The sequence below is a fragment of the Photobacterium piscicola genome, assembly GCF_900166965.1.
Taxonomy (GTDB): domain Bacteria; phylum Pseudomonadota; class Gammaproteobacteria; order Enterobacterales; family Vibrionaceae; genus Photobacterium; species Photobacterium piscicola.
Genome location: NZ_FUZI01000016.1, coordinates 1 through 16361 on the forward strand (window position 1 = coordinate 1; position 16361 = coordinate 16361).

17 protein-coding genes are annotated in these 16361 nt (G+C 43.3%); 11 read left to right on the forward strand and 6 right to left on the reverse strand.

The genetic code is table 11. The annotated features are described in order from the left end of the window. A partial coding sequence (locus CZ809_RS21205) for a hypothetical protein (protein WP_210434304.1) occupies nucleotides 1-316 on the forward strand: 316 nt, incomplete at its 5' end. On the opposite strand, the gene rpmG is transcribed toward CZ809_RS21205, so the two are convergent. The 3 genes from rpmG to radC all read right to left on the reverse strand — a co-directional run bounded on the left by rpmG (nucleotide 292) and on the right by radC (nucleotide 1555). Then, nucleotides 292-459, reverse strand: coding sequence for a 50S ribosomal protein L33 (gene rpmG / locus CZ809_RS19555; RefSeq protein WP_005371942.1), 168 nt, complete (start codon nucleotides 457-459; stop codon nucleotides 292-294). The two genes, CZ809_RS21205 and rpmG, sit on opposite strands and share 25 nt — an antisense overlap. Nucleotides 460-472: 13 nt before the next feature. Beyond that, on the reverse strand, nucleotides 473-709 hold the full coding sequence (rpmB, locus tag CZ809_RS19560) for a 50S ribosomal protein L28 (protein ID WP_045039707.1): 237 nt from the start codon (nucleotides 707-709) through the stop codon (nucleotides 473-475). Nucleotides 710-880: 171 nt separating this feature from the next. Beyond that, entirely contained in the window at nucleotides 881-1555 is a 675-nt protein-coding gene (gene radC, locus CZ809_RS19565; RefSeq protein WP_080159200.1) for a RadC family protein, read from the reverse strand. A 237-nt stretch (nucleotides 1556-1792) separates the two neighbouring features. Between radC and coaBC the strand changes: the two genes are divergently transcribed. From coaBC to slmA, 3 genes are all read left to right on the forward strand, one after another. Next, the gene (gene coaBC / locus CZ809_RS19570; RefSeq protein WP_080159201.1) at nucleotides 1793-3007 is read left to right on the forward strand and encodes a bifunctional phosphopantothenoylcysteine decarboxylase/phosphopantothenate--cysteine ligase CoaBC; all 1215 of its coding nucleotides are present in this window, start codon (nucleotides 1793-1795) and stop codon (nucleotides 3005-3007) included. A gap of 9 nt (nucleotides 3008-3016) precedes the next feature. Continuing rightward, nucleotides 3017-3475 carry a dUTP diphosphatase gene (gene dut / locus CZ809_RS19575; protein ID WP_080159202.1) on the forward strand — a complete coding sequence of 153 codons (459 nt, stop codon included), beginning with the start codon at nucleotides 3017-3019 and terminating at the stop codon, nucleotides 3473-3475. Between the two features lie 233 nt (nucleotides 3476-3708). After that, nucleotides 3709-4299 (forward strand): nucleoid occlusion factor SlmA, encoded by a 591-nt coding sequence (slmA, locus tag CZ809_RS19580; protein WP_036789332.1) that lies wholly within the window; start codon nucleotides 3709-3711, stop codon nucleotides 4297-4299. A gap of 89 nt (nucleotides 4300-4388) precedes the next feature. On the opposite strand, the gene pyrE is transcribed toward slmA, so the two are convergent. Further along, entirely contained in the window at nucleotides 4389-5033 is a 645-nt protein-coding gene (gene pyrE, locus CZ809_RS19585; protein WP_080159203.1) for an orotate phosphoribosyltransferase, read from the reverse strand. Nucleotides 5034-5195: 162 nt separating this feature from the next. Continuing rightward, nucleotides 5196-5912 carry a ribonuclease PH gene (rph, locus tag CZ809_RS19590; RefSeq protein WP_080159204.1) on the reverse strand — a complete coding sequence of 239 codons (717 nt, stop codon included), beginning with the start codon at nucleotides 5910-5912 and terminating at the stop codon, nucleotides 5196-5198. 257 nt (nucleotides 5913-6169) lie between these two features. Between rph and CZ809_RS19595 the strand changes: the two genes are divergently transcribed. The 7 genes from CZ809_RS19595 (at nucleotide 6170) to CZ809_RS19625 (ending at nucleotide 14941) form a co-directional block, all read left to right on the forward strand. Further along, nucleotides 6170-7033 carry a YicC/YloC family endoribonuclease gene (locus tag CZ809_RS19595; protein ID WP_080159205.1) on the forward strand — a complete coding sequence of 288 codons (864 nt, stop codon included), beginning with the start codon at nucleotides 6170-6172 and terminating at the stop codon, nucleotides 7031-7033. Between the two features lie 210 nt (nucleotides 7034-7243). After that, a complete protein-coding gene (gene gmk / locus CZ809_RS19600) occupies nucleotides 7244-7870 on the forward strand; it encodes a guanylate kinase (protein WP_045035896.1) in 627 nt (208 codons plus the stop codon). A gap of 51 nt (nucleotides 7871-7921) precedes the next feature. Continuing rightward, complete coding sequence (gene rpoZ, locus CZ809_RS19605) at nucleotides 7922-8200, forward strand: DNA-directed RNA polymerase subunit omega (protein ID WP_036789323.1); 279 nt, start codon at nucleotides 7922-7924, stop codon at nucleotides 8198-8200. 17 nt (nucleotides 8201-8217) lie between these two features. Beyond that, entirely contained in the window at nucleotides 8218-10320 is a 2103-nt protein-coding gene (gene spoT / locus CZ809_RS19610) for a bifunctional GTP diphosphokinase/guanosine-3',5'-bis pyrophosphate 3'-pyrophosphohydrolase (protein ID WP_080159206.1), read from the forward strand. A 124-nt stretch (nucleotides 10321-10444) separates the two neighbouring features. Further along, nucleotides 10445-11173: a tRNA (guanosine(18)-2'-O)-methyltransferase TrmH gene (trmH, locus tag CZ809_RS19615; RefSeq protein WP_080159207.1), complete on the forward strand. Its 729-nt coding sequence runs from the start codon at nucleotides 10445-10447 to the stop codon at nucleotides 11171-11173. A gap of 2 nt (nucleotides 11174-11175) precedes the next feature. Then, nucleotides 11176-13257 (forward strand): ATP-dependent DNA helicase RecG, encoded by a 2082-nt coding sequence (recG, locus tag CZ809_RS19620; protein ID WP_080159208.1) that lies wholly within the window; start codon nucleotides 11176-11178, stop codon nucleotides 13255-13257. A gap of 274 nt (nucleotides 13258-13531) precedes the next feature. Next, nucleotides 13532-14941, forward strand: coding sequence for a uracil-xanthine permease family protein (locus CZ809_RS19625; RefSeq protein WP_080159209.1), 1410 nt, complete (start codon nucleotides 13532-13534; stop codon nucleotides 14939-14941). An 86-nt stretch (nucleotides 14942-15027) separates the two neighbouring features. On the opposite strand, the gene envZ is transcribed toward CZ809_RS19625, so the two are convergent. Continuing rightward, nucleotides 15028-16359 carry a two-component system sensor histidine kinase EnvZ gene (gene envZ / locus CZ809_RS19630; RefSeq protein WP_080159210.1) on the reverse strand — a complete coding sequence of 444 codons (1332 nt, stop codon included), beginning with the start codon at nucleotides 16357-16359 and terminating at the stop codon, nucleotides 15028-15030. Nucleotides 16360-16361: the final 2 nt, after the last annotated feature.

The following is a 16361-nucleotide window of genomic DNA, read 5'->3' on the forward strand; positions in this document are numbered from 1 at the left end:
AAGAAAGAATAGCAAAAATAAAGAAAAGAAAAAAAGTAGACTAGAATATAAAGAAGAAAAAAAAATAGAAAGAAAAAAAAAAAGGAAAAAAGGAAAAAAAGAAAAAAGAAAAACAGAAAAAAAGGAAAGCAGAAAAGAAGGAAAGCAGGAAAGCAGGAAAGCAGGAAAGCAGGAAAGCAGGAAAGCAGGAAAGCAGGAAAGCAGGAAAGCAGGAAAGCAGGAAAGAATACCGAATTTTAAATATAAAAAAACCCAGCTAGGCTGGGTTTTTATCAAAGATTTAAAAATCAATTACTTGATTTTAGCTTCTTTGTAAAGCACGTGCTGGCGAACTACTGGATCAAATTTCTTGATCTCAAATTTGCCTGGCATGTTGCGCTTGTTCTTGTCGGTAGTGTAGAAGTGGCCTGTACCAGCTGATGATACTAGACGGATCTTCTCACGAATGCCTTTAGCCATTGTTCAAATTCCTCTAAACGTTCTCGCCGCGGACACGCATCTCTGCAAGAACGGTATCAATACCTTTCTTATCAATGATACGCATACCTTTAGCAGTAAGACGTAGTTTAACGAAGCGTTTTTCGCTTTCTACCCAGAAACGATGAGTTTGCAGGTTCGGCAGAAAACGACGCTTGGTGGCATTACGTGCGTGTGAACGGTTGTTACCCGTTACAGGACGCTTACCAGTTACTTGGCATACTCGGGACATTACTGTCTTCTCCAAATCGTTTCGCTCGATATCTACCATGGAAATTTAATGTGAAATGCAATTTCACATATAACCACAGCTATCAAAGGTCGCGCATTATACTAAGTCAAAACCAGTTGCTCAAGTCCCGAGCAGATCCTTTCTCACTTTTTTTTTCGATAATTGTCTATTTTATAGCCAACCGCGCTCGGAAAAGGAAATAACATCCCCTTCACCGACAACAAAATGATCCAGAACACGAATATCGACTAAAGCCAGCGAATCGCTGATCTTGCGGGTTATTCGATGGTCAGCCTGACTAGGTTCAGCAACGCCTGATGGGTGATTATGCGCTAAAATTAACGCGGCTGCATTAAGTTCTAACGATCTTTTTACAACTTCACGTGGGTAAACACTCGCACAATCGAGTGTTCCTTCAAATAATATCTCTCCCGTAATCACTCGGTGTTGATTGTCTAGGAATAGGATATAAAAGGCTTCGCGCTGTTTATGACGTAATTTTTTGACTAAATATTGGCGAGTATTTTGTGGGTTTGTGAGCGCACTATCTTTTTTTAAAATTTCTTCTAAATATCGATCCCCCATCGCTAAAACGGCCTTTAAAAGTGCAAATTTCGCTGGGCCTAAGCCTTTAACCTGACAAAAAGTTTCTTTATCTGCCGCCAGCAAAGCGCGTAATGAACCAAATTCTTGTAATAAATACGTCGCCAATTCCAACGCATTCATTCCTTTTATGCCTGTACGTAAAAAAATAGCTAATAATTCGGCATCAGTAAGCGCATCACTACCGTGAGATAATAATTTTTCTCGCGGTCGAGATGCTAATGGCAATTGCTTAAGCGACATATTCCCTCCTGTATTGATCAACTATTAGCAAAACAGGCTGCTACTTTTATACAACTTCACAACCAATGTTCCATGAAAGCGTCTCCAAAGTTTATGCTTAACACCTCGCATTACAGCAATAGAACCTCGAAACGATCACCTCTAAAGATAAAACGATGAATTGCAGTCAATGACCGTTAATACGTTTGATGCTATCGTGTCTGCAAAATTTATTGGCATCTAAACACAGGCAAAACCATGCAAACTCTGGCAGGAAAAAAAATCCTTCTCGGCATTAGCGGCGGTATCGCTGCCTATAAATGCGCAGAACTGACCCGTCGTTTAATTGAACGTGGCGCACAAGTTCAAGTCGTCATGACTAAAGCAGCACAAGAATTCATTACACCATTAACGATGCAAGCAGTGTCGGGAAACCCCGTTTCAAGTAGCTTATTAGATCCTTCCGCTGAAGCATCCATGGGACATATTGAGTTAGCTAAATGGGCTGATTTAGTCTTACTGGCGCCCGCAACTGCAGACTTAATCGCACGTATCAGCGCGGGTATGGGAAATGACTTACTCTCAACACTGTGTTTAGCCACGGATGCGCCCATTGCCGTAGCTCCTGCAATGAATCAACAAATGTACCGTAATATCGCCACTCAAGAGAACCTTGTTACTCTGCAACGACGTGGCGCGATGTTATGGGGACCTGCCAGTGGTGAACAAGCATGTGGCGATGTTGGCCCAGGGCGAATGTTAGAGCCGATGCAATTAGTCCATCACTGTGAAGATTTTTTCCGTCCTGCCGATCTTAGTGGCCTAAACATTGTTATCACTGCGGGTCCAACACGTGAAGCCATTGATCCTGTACGTTATTTGAGTAATTACAGTTCAGGTAAAATGGGATATTCCGTCGCACAGGTCGCAGCACAACGTGGTGCAAACGTAACCTTAATCAGTGGTCCCGTTAACTTAGCCGTTCCTAATGGCGTCACCTGTATTAACATCAATAGCGCTGAAGAGATGCATCAAGCCGCATTAGAACAAGCAATCAATAACAATATTTTTATTGCCTGTGCTGCGGTTGCCGATTTCCGCCCCGCCCATGTCGCGCCGCAAAAAATGAAAAAACAAGACGGCAATGATGAAATGGTCATTCAACTAGTGAAAAACCCAGATATTGTTGCCAGTGTTGCCGCTCTTACTGAAAACCGTCCCTTTACTGTCGGTTTCGCGGCTGAAACACAAAATGTTGAACATTATGCTCGTGGTAAATTAGCCAATAAAAACCTCGATTTAATTTGCGCCAATGACGTATCTGTCCAAGGGCAAGGCTTCAACAGTGATAACAACGCCTTACATTTATACTGGCCTAATGGCGATAAAACATTACCATTAGCCTCTAAAACCGATCTTGGTCAGCAATTGCTTACCGAAATTGTTAGCCTTTATCAACATGTCACGCACTAGAGCATAATTATGAATACTATCGATCTTAAAATTCTTGACCCACGCGTTGGAACAGAGTTTCCATTACCTGCGTATGCAACGACAGGTTCAGCTGGACTGGATTTACGTGCATGTCTTGATCAAGCATTAATCGTTGCCCCAGGTGAAACCCACCTCGTACCAACAGGTTTAGCTATTCATATTGGCAACCCTAATCTAGCGGCAACAATTTTACCGCGTTCAGGTCTTGGTCATAAACATGGTATTGTTTTAGGTAACCTTGTCGGTCTGATTGATTCTGATTACCAAGGTCAATTGATGGTATCCGTTTGGAACCGGGGTGATACCACCTTCACTATCGAGCCGGGCGATCGTATTGCACAGTTAGTTTTCCTTCCTGTGGTACAAGCGCAATTTAATATCGTTACGGATTTTGATGATGCAAGCCATCGTGGTGAAGGCGGTTTCGGTCACTCAGGCCGAAAATAAAACCACCTCAATCAATACATGCCAATTATGCTTTTAACGCATAAAGCGGTTTTGATGATAAAATAACCGATAACGATCAAGCACAAAGCGCAACTTTTGACGGTGGCGCTTTTTTTGCTGATAAACTGCATACATTTACCATCGATCGCTTTTCACGACGCAATGGCATCGCTAAGATAGGCGGGTTTCATGCTGTCCATGGACAGTCTCATTTTGCAAAGGAACGATAATTCATGGCTGGCACCAAAAAAAGCAATCGCCGCGAAGAGATACTTCAGTGTCTTGCTCATATGTTGGAATCTAATCAAGGAAGCCAACGTATTACGACCAAAATGCTGGCGGCTAATGTTGGGGTCTCGGAAGCTGCACTCTATCGCCACTTCCCAAGTAAAGCACGGATGTTTGAAGGCCTGATTGAATTTATCGAAGATTCAATTACTACTCGAATTAACCGCATTCTTGATGACGAAAAAGATACCCTTACTCGTCTGCGTATGGTGCTACAACTAATCTTAATGTTTGGTGAACGTAACCCTGGCCTCAGTCGTATCATGACAGGTCACGCACTGATGTTTGAACAAGATCGCTTACAATCACGCATCAACCAATTATTTGAACGTATTGAATCACAGTTACGCCAAATACTAAAAGAACGTAAATTACGAGAAGGTAAAGGCTTTCCTGTTGATGAATCGATTTTAGCAGCACAGCTATTAGGTCAAGTTGAAGGCAGTCTTAGTCGTTATGTTCGTTCAAGCTTTAAATATAAGCCAACTGAAAATTTTGATGACTACTGGCAATTGCTTAGTGGTCAGTTAGGTTAATCACACTGACAAACCACATTATAAAGCACCATAAAAAAAGCGAGCGTCCATGACCCTCGCTTTTTTATAATAACTAGTTAATTAAACGGTTATTCAACGCCGTATTGAACACGGTAGGCTGTTACAGCAGCTAAATGCTGCTCCATACCTGTTTGCTCACTTAAATACGTGACCACATCGCCTAGCGACACAATTGAAATGACTGCACAACCAAAATCACGTTCAACTTCTTGAATCGCAGACAATTCACTTTGGCCCTTTTCTTGACGATCGATAGCGACTAACACACCCGCTAAATCAGCACCGTTCGCCTTAATGATTTCCATTGATTCACGAATAGCTGTGCCTGCGGTAATAACGTCATCAACTAACATAATGCGCCCCACAAGGTCACTCCCAACAAGATTGCCACCTTCACCGTGATTTTTCGCTTCTTTACGGTTAAAACAATATGGCGTATCTACATCATGGTGATCCGCTAATGCAACAGCGGTGGTAGTTGCAATGGGAATCCCTTTATACGCAGGGCCAAACAACACATCAAATTCAATGTTAGCGTCAACCAATGCTTCAGCATAGAAACGGCCTAGACGTGCAAGATCACGACCAGTATTAAATAAACCCGCATTAAAGAAATACGGACTCTTACGGCCGGACTTCAGAGTGAACTCACCAAACTTTAAGACACCTTTCTCTAGGGCGAATTCGATGAACTGACGCTGATATGCTTTCATTGTGGCTCCTTAAACGACTTTCGTGTTTTACAATGTTGAAATGGACACAACCTTTACATTGCGAAGAATGTAAAACTGTTGCAGCTAAAACTCATGACTATTCCTATAGCCTATAAATTTTAGATAAAAAAAAGCGGCTCCTTAATAGGAACCGCTCAATAACTAATTTTCTAATACTTGTTTCTGCATCGAAATAATATCGGATATACCGTCTTTCGCCAGCGCTAACATTGCCAATAACTCTTCATGACTGAATGCCTCGCCTTCAGCCGTACCCTGAATTTCAATCATTTTACCGTCTTCGGTCATGACCACATTCATGTCAGTTTCAGCAGCTGAATCTTCAAGGTACTCAAGATCGCAAATTGGTTCACCTTTATAGATACCAACCGAAACAGCAGCAACCATGCCTTTAAGTGGGCTTTTCTTAATCATGCCTTTTTCAAGCATATAATTAATTGCATCCACTAAAGCAACCATCGCACCTGTAATAGAAGCAGTACGTGTACCGCCATCGGCTTGAATCACATCACAGTCAACCGTGATCATTTGTTCACCAAGGACTTTTAAATCAACCGCAGCACGTAAACTACGTGCAATCAGACGCTGAATTTCCATGGTGCGACCGCCTTGCTTACCACTCGCGGCTTCACGACGGTTACGGGTATGGGTTGCACGTGGCAACATACCGTATTCTGCAGTCACCCAACCTTGGCCTTTACCTTTAAGCCAACGCGGCACATTTTCTTCAACACTGGCAGTACAAATTACTTTGGTGTTGCCAAATTCAACTAATACTGAACCCTCAGCATGGGCTGTATAGTTACGAGTAATAGTGATTGGACGTACCTGAGTGGCACTTCTTCCGCTTGGACGCATCGGGATTTCCCTTTGGCTGGATGATATTAACCGGCGATTATAGCGACATCTCAATCCCAGTGCACGAGAAAACCACCGCTTAAACGATAGATTCAACCTTGTTTTGCATTCACAACAGTAGCCCGCAAGCGGCGATTTCGCATATAATGATAAAACTCGGTTACGACGCATCGCTATTGTTATTAGAAGACCTGACTTACCGTTAAATGCGCTAAGTTTAGCCGCCGCAACCATCATAACCTAAGGGCCACAAGCCAATGATCCATAGTATGACTGCCTACGCCCGTCGCGAAATAAAAGGCGACTGGGGTACTGCTGTGTGGGAAATCCGCTCAGTAAACCAACGTTATCTTGAAACCTACATTCGTATGCCAGAGCAATTCCGTAGCCTTGAGCCGGTATTGCGTGAACGTTTTCGTAAACGTTTAGCACGTGGCAAAGTCGAATGTAACCTTCGCTACGAAGCCAACACTGCCACTAATACTGAATTGACAATCAATGAAGCACTAGCCAAACAAGTTATTAATGCAGCTCGTTGGGTAACAGAAACTGCGGGTGAAGGTAATATTGGTCCATTCCAAGTGCTTAATTGGCCAGGAGTGATGGAAGCACCAGAACAAGATTTAGATATGATTAATAAAGATCTATTAACTGGCTTTGAGCTAGCAATGGATGATTTTATTGCCGCCCGAGCAAGCGAAGGCGATAACATGAAACAATTAATCGATCATCGTTTAGCCGCTATTTCAACAGAAGCCATTAAAGTTCGTACGCTAATGCCACAGATAATGGTATGGCAACGCGAGCGTATTATGTCACGTCTTGATGAAGCAAAAGTCGATCTTGATAGTAACCGTATTGAACAAGAGCTGATCATGCTGGCACAGAAAAGTGATGTCGCCGAAGAGCTTGATCGCCTTGACTCTCACGTAAAAGAAACCCAAAAGATTCTTGCTAAAGGTGGCGCATGTGGCCGTCGTCTAGATTTTATGATGCAAGAATTTAACCGTGAATCAAACACATTGGCATCAAAATCAATTAATACTGACGTCACAGCATCTGCCGTTGAACTAAAAGTATTGATCGAGCAAATGCGTGAACAGATTCAAAATATTGAGTAAGTAACCCTTGCCCAAACTTTCCAAGCTGATGCTATTTAGCTTGGAAAGTTGTTTGAAAATGTAGTCTGATTATGAAATATCATTAAAGCCAGCTAGGCTTAAGTTGTATTGACTCAATAAAAAGATGAATTTTCAAGCAATCAGCTAATTTCAATTATGCGCAGATCGTGATAATCTTCGCGCCCTTCTATCACTGAGTGAAAATAGGCAATGAGCAAAGGTACTCTATACATCGTGTCGGCCCCAAGTGGTGCTGGAAAATCAAGTTTGATTAATGCCCTTCTTGAAACTAACCCGACCTATGACATGAAAGTATCCGTGTCCCATACGACTCGTGGCATGCGCCCGGGCGAGGAAAACGGCGTTCATTACAATTTCGTTAGCGTAGAAGAATTTACCGACTTGGTAGAACAAGGTGCATTCCTTGAGCATGCCGAAGTGTTTAGCAATTACTATGGTACTTCTCGTCCATGGATTGAACAGCAATTGAATAAAGGCATTGATGTCTTTTTAGATATCGATTGGCAAGGTGCGCGTCAAATCCGTAAACTAATGCCTATCGCCAAGAGCTTATTTATCCTACCTCCGTCAAAAGAGGAATTGGAGCGTCGACTTAATACCCGTGGTCAAGACAGCGAAGCCGTTATTGCCCGTCGTATGGAAGAAGCTCGTTCAGAAATTTCACACTATAACGAATACGATTATGTAATCGTTAATGATGATTTCGATGTCGCGTTAATTGACTTTAAAGCAATTATTCGTGCAGAACGATTGAAGCAAGACAAGCAAACTGCTAAATATAGAAGCATGTTGACTGCGCTACTAGCAGATCAGTAAGTTATTTTGTACAATTTTCTATTCCTAATTTAATAACCACTGGAGTCCTCCATGGCACGCGTAACCGTTCAAGACGCTGTTGATAAAATTGGCAACCGTTTCGATCTGATCCAAATTGCTGCTCGCCGCGCACGTCAAATGCAAACCGGCGGTAAGGATCCATTGGTTCCTGAAGAAAACGACAAATACACAGTAATTGCACTTCGTGAAATCGAAGAAGGCCTAATTACTAAAGATATCCTTGATGCTCGCGAGCGTCAGGAACTGCAAGAGCAAGAAGCAGCTGAATTAGCTGCGGTAAGTGCTATTGCTGGCGACCATCACCGTTAATCAGGGAACCAGGCGAATTGTATCTTTTTGATAGCCTGAAAGAAGTCGCAACCAAGTACCTGTCGGAGCCTCAAATTGAGGTGCTTCGACAGGCTTATCTTGTTGCTCGCGACGCCCATGAAGGCCAAACTCGTTCAACCGGCGAGCCTTATATTATCCATCCAGTTGCGGTCGCCCGTATTCTGGCGGAAATGCGTCTCGATATTGAAGCATTGATGGCAGCATTGCTGCACGACGTGATTGAAGATACCGAGGTCACTAAAGAGGATCTAGCCTGCCGCTTTGGCGATACTGTTGCCGAATTGGTTGATGGCGTCTCTAAACTCGATAAGCTCAAATTTCGCGATCGTAAAGAAGCGCAAGCTGAAAACTTCCGCAAAATGATCATGGCAATGGCGCATGATATTCGCGTTATTCTAATCAAACTTGCCGATCGTACTCACAACATGCGCACGTTAGGTGCTTTACGCCCTGATAAACGACGTCGTATTGCTCGTGAAACCCTTGAAATCTTCTCTCCGCTTGCCCACCGCCTTGGTATCCATAACATCAAATCTGAACTTGAAGAGCTTGGCTTTGAAGCGTTATATCCCAACCGCTACCGCGTCCTAAAACAAGTCGTCGCAGCAGCCCGTGGCAACCGCAAAGAAATCATTACTAAAATTCACGCTGAAATTGAGGGTCGCCTCAGTGATGCGGGAATAACCGCGGTCGTTTCTGGTCGTGAAAAGAATTTATACTCCATCTACAACAAGATGAAGAATAAAGAACAACGCTTCCATTCGATCATGGATATCTACGCCTTCCGCGTTTTAGTCGATGATCTTGATACTTGCTACCGAGTATTAGGTCAGGTACATAATCTGTACAAGCCACGCCCAAGTCGAATGAAAGATTATATCGCCATTCCAAAAGCCAATGGCTATCAGTCGCTGCATACCTCACTGGTTGGCCCGCATGGGGTACCGGTTGAAGTTCAGATTCGTACTGAAGACATGGATCAAATGGCGGATAAAGGGGTTGCAGCCCATTGGACATATAAAGACGGTGAAGCCCCAGGCACCACTGCTCAAATTAAAGCCCAACGTTGGATGCAAAGCCTGCTTGAATTACAGCAAAGCGCCGGTAGCTCATTTGAGTTTATCGAAAACGTCAAATCTGATCTTTTTCCAGATGAAATTTACGTTTTCACCCCCAAAGGCCGCATTGTTGAATTGCCAGTTGGTGCCACGGCGGTTGATTTTGCTTACGCCGTGCATACTGACATTGGTAATACCTGCGTTGGATCTCGCGTCGATCGCCAACCTTATCCATTAAGTAAGCCGCTGAAAAATGGTCAAACCATCGACATTATCAGCGCCCCTGGTGCTCGACCTAATGCCGCATGGCTTAACTATGTGGTGACATCACGTGCGCGTACTAAAATTCGTCAAATTTTAAAAACCATGCGTCGTGATGAGTCAATAACTCTCGGCCGTCGTCTACTGAATCATGCCTTAGGCGGTGTGAACATGCAGACAATTGCGGAAGAGAATATCGCCAAAGTATTAAGCGATCTTAAACTAGAAACTGTCGATGATTTACTGACAGAAATTGGTTTGGGTGAACTGATGAGTGTGGTTATTGCGCGCCGATTATTGGGTAATGCCGACGAACTGACGGCGAAAAACAGCGATCGTCGATTACCGATTCAAGGTGCCGATGGTATTTTGCTAACCTTTGCTAACTGTTGCCATCCGATTCATGGTGATCCTATTGTAGCCCATGTAAGCCCAGGCAAAGGCCTTGTTATTCACCGTGAAGAGTGTGCCAATATTCGGGGCTATCGTAAAGAACCGGATAAGTACATGGCGGTTGAATGGAGTGAAGATTTTGAACAAGAGTTTGTCACTAACCTCAAAGTCGATATGCAAAATCACCAAGGAGCATTGGCTGATTTAACCAATACTATCGCTGCAACTGGCTCTAATATTCAAGGTTTATCAACCGAAGAAAAAGATGGCCGTTTATATACGATTACTGTTCGCCTGACGACTAAGAGCCGTGTGCACTTAGCTAATATCATGCGTCGTATTCGTATTATGCCCGACGTCGTTCGTGTTGCTCGCCAAAAGAATTAGCACTATCAGCGTGATAGCTTGTTAATGATATGAATAAAACGCCCACTTGTGGGCGTTTTGTGTATTTGGATTCCGATCCATATTATTATAACGTCATCCTTATTCTCATAAATAGTATAACCAGATGACGCCAGATCGCTTTCAACGAATTCATCAAGTCTTAGCCACTCGCCAACCTGATCTCACCGTGTGTATGGAAGAAGTCCATAAACCCAACAATGTCTCTGCCATTATTCGTACCGCCGATGCAGTTGGGGTTCATAAAGTGCATGCCGTATGGCCCAAAGAAGCGATGAAAGTATTGAGTCATACCTCAGCGGGAGCTCGTAATTGGGTTGAACTTGAAACTCACACAACAATGGTCAATGCCATTAGCGCCTTAAAAGCTCAGGGAATGCAGGTGCTTGCTACCAATTTATCGACCACTGCCGTCGATTTTCGTGAGATTGATTACACAAAACCGACCGCGATTATTCTCGGTGGCGAAAAAAATGGGATCACCGCTGAAGCATTAGCACTGGCAGACCAAGACATCATTATTCCAATGGTAGGCATGGTACAGTCACTCAATGTTTCCGTTGCAAGTGCATTAATTTTGTATGAAGCACAACGCCAACGTCAAAATGCAGGTATGTATGATCGCACCACCACCTTACTTGATGACAATGTAGTCAATCGCATTTTATTTGAGCGTGGTCACCCAATATTAGCCAATGTCGCTAAACAGAAAAACTTACCTTACCCACAATTAGATGATCAAGGCCAAATTGTTGCTGATGAACAATGGTGGGCTGCAATGCAAGCGAAGAAAATCAAACATCCCGTCGCAGCTAGCGAAATTAAAAAGGACTAACCATGAGCGGACAACTCCTCAACACTGTCGCCCTCACCGAACTGGCAGGTGTTGGCGCAAAAATGGCAGAAAAACTCCATAAAATTGGGCTTAATAATGTTCAAGATGTGCTGTTTCATTTGCCACTTCGTTATGAGGATCGCACCCGCATTTGGCCGATTAATCGCGTCTCTCCTGGCCAATTTTTAACGGTTCAAGGTGAAGTTAGCCATTGCAGTATTCAATTTGGCAAACGTAAGATGTTGACAGTAAAAATTGGCGACACTACAGGCTCAGTGACATTAAAGTTTTTTAATTTTAATGCCGCGATGAAAAATAGCTTTAGCCAAGGCAAACAAGTTAAAGCCTATGGTGAAATTAAAGGCAGCCAATTTGGATTAGAAATCATTCATCCTGATTACCGCCTTTTTTCAGAGCCGACCGAATTAAGTGTCGAAGAAACCCTCACTCCGGTATACCCAACCACTGATGGTTTACGCCAAACAACATTACGTAATTTAACCGATCAAGCCTTAGCTCTACTTGAAAAATCAGCCGTAACAGAATTACTTCCAACCGGGTTATACGATCAACAAATGACCCTTGCTCAAGCATTACAATTGATGCATCGTCCTACATCTGATATCTCATTAGAACAACTTGATGCAGGAAAGCACCCCGCTCAGAAACGACTTATTTTAGAAGAATTATTGGCCCAAAATTTATCGATGCTGGCGCTACGTAGTAAAAGTCAGCAACATCAAAGTTGGTCATTAACACCGCAAGATAGCCTTAAACAGCAATTGCTTGCCAGCTTACCGTTTACGCCCACTGGCGCCCAACAACGAGTGGTAGCAGATATTGAGGCAGATCTAAACCAATCACAGCCAATGATGCGCTTAGTACAAGGGGATGTAGGCTCAGGTAAAACCTTGGTTGCAGCCCTTGCCGCTTTACGCGCTATTGAACATGGCTATCAAGTTGCATTAATGGCGCCGACAGAATTATTAGCAGAACAGCATGCACTTAACTTTGCCCAGTGGCTTAACCCGATGGGGATTAAAGTTGGCTGGATGGCAGGTAAGCTCAAAGGCAAAGCCCGTGAAAAAGAGCTGCTGCAAATTGCCAGTGGTGAGGCCAAAATGGTGGTTGGTACCCATGCCTTATTTCAAGACCAAGTAGTGTTTAATAACCTCGCGCTGATTATTATTGATGAACAACACCGCTTTGGCGTCCATCAACGGCTTGATCTTCGCGAAAAAGGCGCAACAAATGGACGTTACCCGCATCAATTAGTCATGACTGCAACCCCGATTCCGCGCACTCTTGCCATGACGGCTTATGCCGACATGGATACCTCGGTGATTGATGAATTACCGCCAGGACGAACGCCAATTCAAACAGTAGCGTTGCCTGATAGCCGTCGTCCGCAAATAATTGAACGTATTCGTGCCGCATGCCAACAAGAAGGTCGACAGACTTATTGGGTATGTACTTTAATCGATGAGTCAGAAGTACTAGAAGCACAAGCCGCTTCAGATACTGCCGATGAATTAACGCGCTTACTGCCAGAACTTAAAGTAGGTTTAGTTCACGGTCGCATGAAGCCCAAAGAGAAACAAGCCATTATGGCAAGCTTTAAAGCTGGGGAAATTGATTTACTGGTAGCGACTACCGTTATCGAGGTTGGGGTTGATGTACCCAATGCCAGTTTAATGGTGATTGAAAACCCCGAACGACTTGGACTCGCTCAATTACACCAGCTTCGAGGTCGTGTTGGTCGAGGTCAAATTGCCAGCCATTGTGTGTTGCTTTATCATGCGCCACTGACCAAAACAGCTCAGAAACGTTTAGCGGTATTACGTGAAAGCAGTGACGGCTTTGTCATAGCGCAACGCGATCTTGAAATTCGAGGCCCTGGTGAATTACTGGGTACTAAACAAACCGGCATTGCTGATTTTAAAGTGGCTGATTTAATTCGCGACCAATATTTGATTCCTCAAGTCCAAAAATTAGCCCGCTATATTCATGACCAATATCCTGATAACGCCAGCGCTATTATCGATCGTTGGATAGGTCAACGCGAAAATTACTCTAACGCTTAACTCTTCTTTTATCACGGTTATAACAGCCAAAAGTAATTAACCGTGATTCACTTTCTCTTACAGATTTAGACCTAGCGGCCGCCATTATTAAAAACAAAGCAAACGATTGCTATTTTTCAAAAGATCACTACAATAGCGACAAAATTTTGCCACTTTACGCTCTGCCAGTGTTGATTTGGTTCTGAGTAACAGCAATCACAGATCACCGCCAACAACACAATAATCGCCCATTCAGCGCGAATAATGGATTTCAGAGTGCCAGTTAGGATCACGTATGACTCAGCATCACACTAGCGCAACGCCAAAAAATTCTGACCTTATTTACCGCTTAGATGATAGGCCACCACTACCACAAACGTTGTTTGCTGCCACACAACATTTACTGGCAATGTTTGTTGCGGTCATTACGCCATCGTTGATCATCTGCCAATCACTAGGCTTACCCGCGAGTGATACTAATACTATTGTCAGTATGTCATTACTGGCATCAGGGATAGCTTCTTTTATTCAAATTAAAACCTTTGGCCCAATTGGCTCTGGTTTATTATCAATTCAAGGTACCAGCTTTAATTTCTTGGGGCCTATTATTGGTGCAGGCCTAGCCCTTAAAGCTGGCGGTGCTGATATTCAAACCATGATGGCGGCTATTTTTGGGACCATTATTTTTGCCGCTTTTACTGAAGTGTTTATCTCTCGCATTTTACAACACGCCCAACGCATAATTACGCCATTAGTGTCTGGTATTGTGGTGACATTAATCGGTTTAACCTTAATTCAGATTGGCCTAACCTCGATTGGTGGCGGTTACAGTGCAATTGCCGACGGTAGCTTTGGCAGCCTTGATAATCTGATGTTAGCAGGCACGGTATTAGGCTTTATCGTATTACTCAACCGTGTTAAAAATCCTTATTTACGGGTGTCATCTATTGTCATTTCAATGGCGGCGGGTACTTTGCTTGCATGGTCACTAGGGATGATAAATACCAACATCACCACATCTGATACCCTAATCGCAATTCCAATGCCAATGCAATATGGACTTAGTTTTGATTGGGGTTTATTGATTCCGTTAATGATAGTGTTTGCGGTTACGTCACTGGAAGCCATTGGCGATATTACGGCAACCTCAGAAACATCTGAACAGCCGGTAAAAGGGCCGTTGTACTTAAAACGAATCAAAGGCGGCGTTCTTGCTGATGGCCTTAACTCAGCCATGGCTGCTGTGTTTAATAGCTTTCCTAATTCAACCTTTAGCCAGAACAATGGCATTATTCAATTAACAGGCGTGGCGAGCCGTTATATCGGCTACTTTGTGGCAGGAATGTTAGTTCTACTCGGGTTATTTCCTGATGTAGCAAGCTTGGTTCAATTGATTCCAGAGCCAGTATTGGGCGGCGCAACCATTGTCATGTTTGGCACCATTGCCGCATCAGGGATTCGTATAATTTCACGCTGTCATCTTGATCGCCGTGCGATTTTAATCATGGCATTATCGTTTTCAATGGGATTAGGCATCGCCCAAAAACCTGAAATACTGCAATTCTTACCGGAGATAGTAAAAAGTATTCTTTCTTCTGGTATGGCTGCTGGCGGTATTACTGCGATTTTATTAAATATTATTTTACCAAACGAACATGCTGAATCGATTGAACTGATTGATGAAGCAACCGCAACTGAACACTAATTATTACCCCATTAAAAAAGCCCGCTTTCATTACTGAAAGCGGGCTTTTATTTTACTAATAACCACGTTAGCTAGGTTACAGAAGATTACTTCAATTTATGTAACGGCAAACTGATCTCAACTCTTAAGCCACCATCGCTGCGGTTACGCACCGAAATTGAACCTTCATTTTGATCAACAATTCGCTTCACAATCGCCAATCCTAAACCCGTACCTTCAGTTTCACTGCCACGGGCAGAATCACCACGAGTTAATGGTTGGAACATCTTAGTGACTTGATCCGGGGCAATACCGGGCCCGTTATCTTCAACACAAAACCATGCTGACTTACGATCAGCCGAAGCACCACTGGAAAGTTTAACCCAGCCATTACCGTAGCGTTGGGCATTTATCACCAAGTTTGCAACTGCACGTTTAAGGGCAACAGCATTGACTGAAACAGTGCCGGGAATCAGCGTTAATTGCTGCTCGATAACATTGCCATAGCTACCTTCAGTATGAGCAACATCTTCTAACAGCAAATTAAGATCAACATCTTCTTCGGCTTGTTTTTTAGTCGATTTAAGATAATCCATAAACTGACTAATAATAGCATTACACTCTTCAGTGTCAGTGATCATCGAATCAGCTAAATAACTATCTTCTGCTGACATCATCTCTGTCGCTAACCGAATCCGGGTTAATGGCGTTCGTAAATCATGGCTGACACCAGCCATCAATAGCGCTCGATCATCTTCAAGCTGTTTAATCCCTTGTGACATTTGATTAAAAGCTTTGGTTACTGAGCGAATTTCCGATGCACCTTGTTCAGGTAACTGTGGTGGGGTTTCCCCCCGTCCGACCTGCAACGCGGCTTGCTCCAATTCGACTAAAGGCCGATTTTGAATACGAATAAATAACCATCCGCCAGCAATCACTAAAAAGGCAATAATTAAGCTATAACGAAATAAAGGAGAAAAATCATCTTCTTGCAATTCAGACAACGGAATACGCATTAAGAAATTTGGCATCGCATCGGTTTTCATCCATAGCACATAACTATGGGCACCAAGCAATAACCGCACATCAGTCGGCGAATGTAATTCACGCGACATTTCTTCACTCAAATAAGTGATATGAGTGGCATCATGAAATTCTGCTGCACCGGGTGAATTAGGCGCATGTAACGTCACACCTAATTCTTCAAGTAACTCTCGTCGAATAGGACGATCAAGATAGATGGTTTGGCCATTAGCCATCTTAATATTTTCTTTCAGCATCAATTTTACTTCGTACGCTAAAATACGATTAAACTGCTGAATACTAGGAAGTAGCGCGTAATTGACGATTGTCAGATATGAAAAAATCTGGCTTGCGATTAACAAGCCAGCTAATAATATCAGTGTTCGCGCAAAAGTACTTTTGGGCGATAACCGCATGG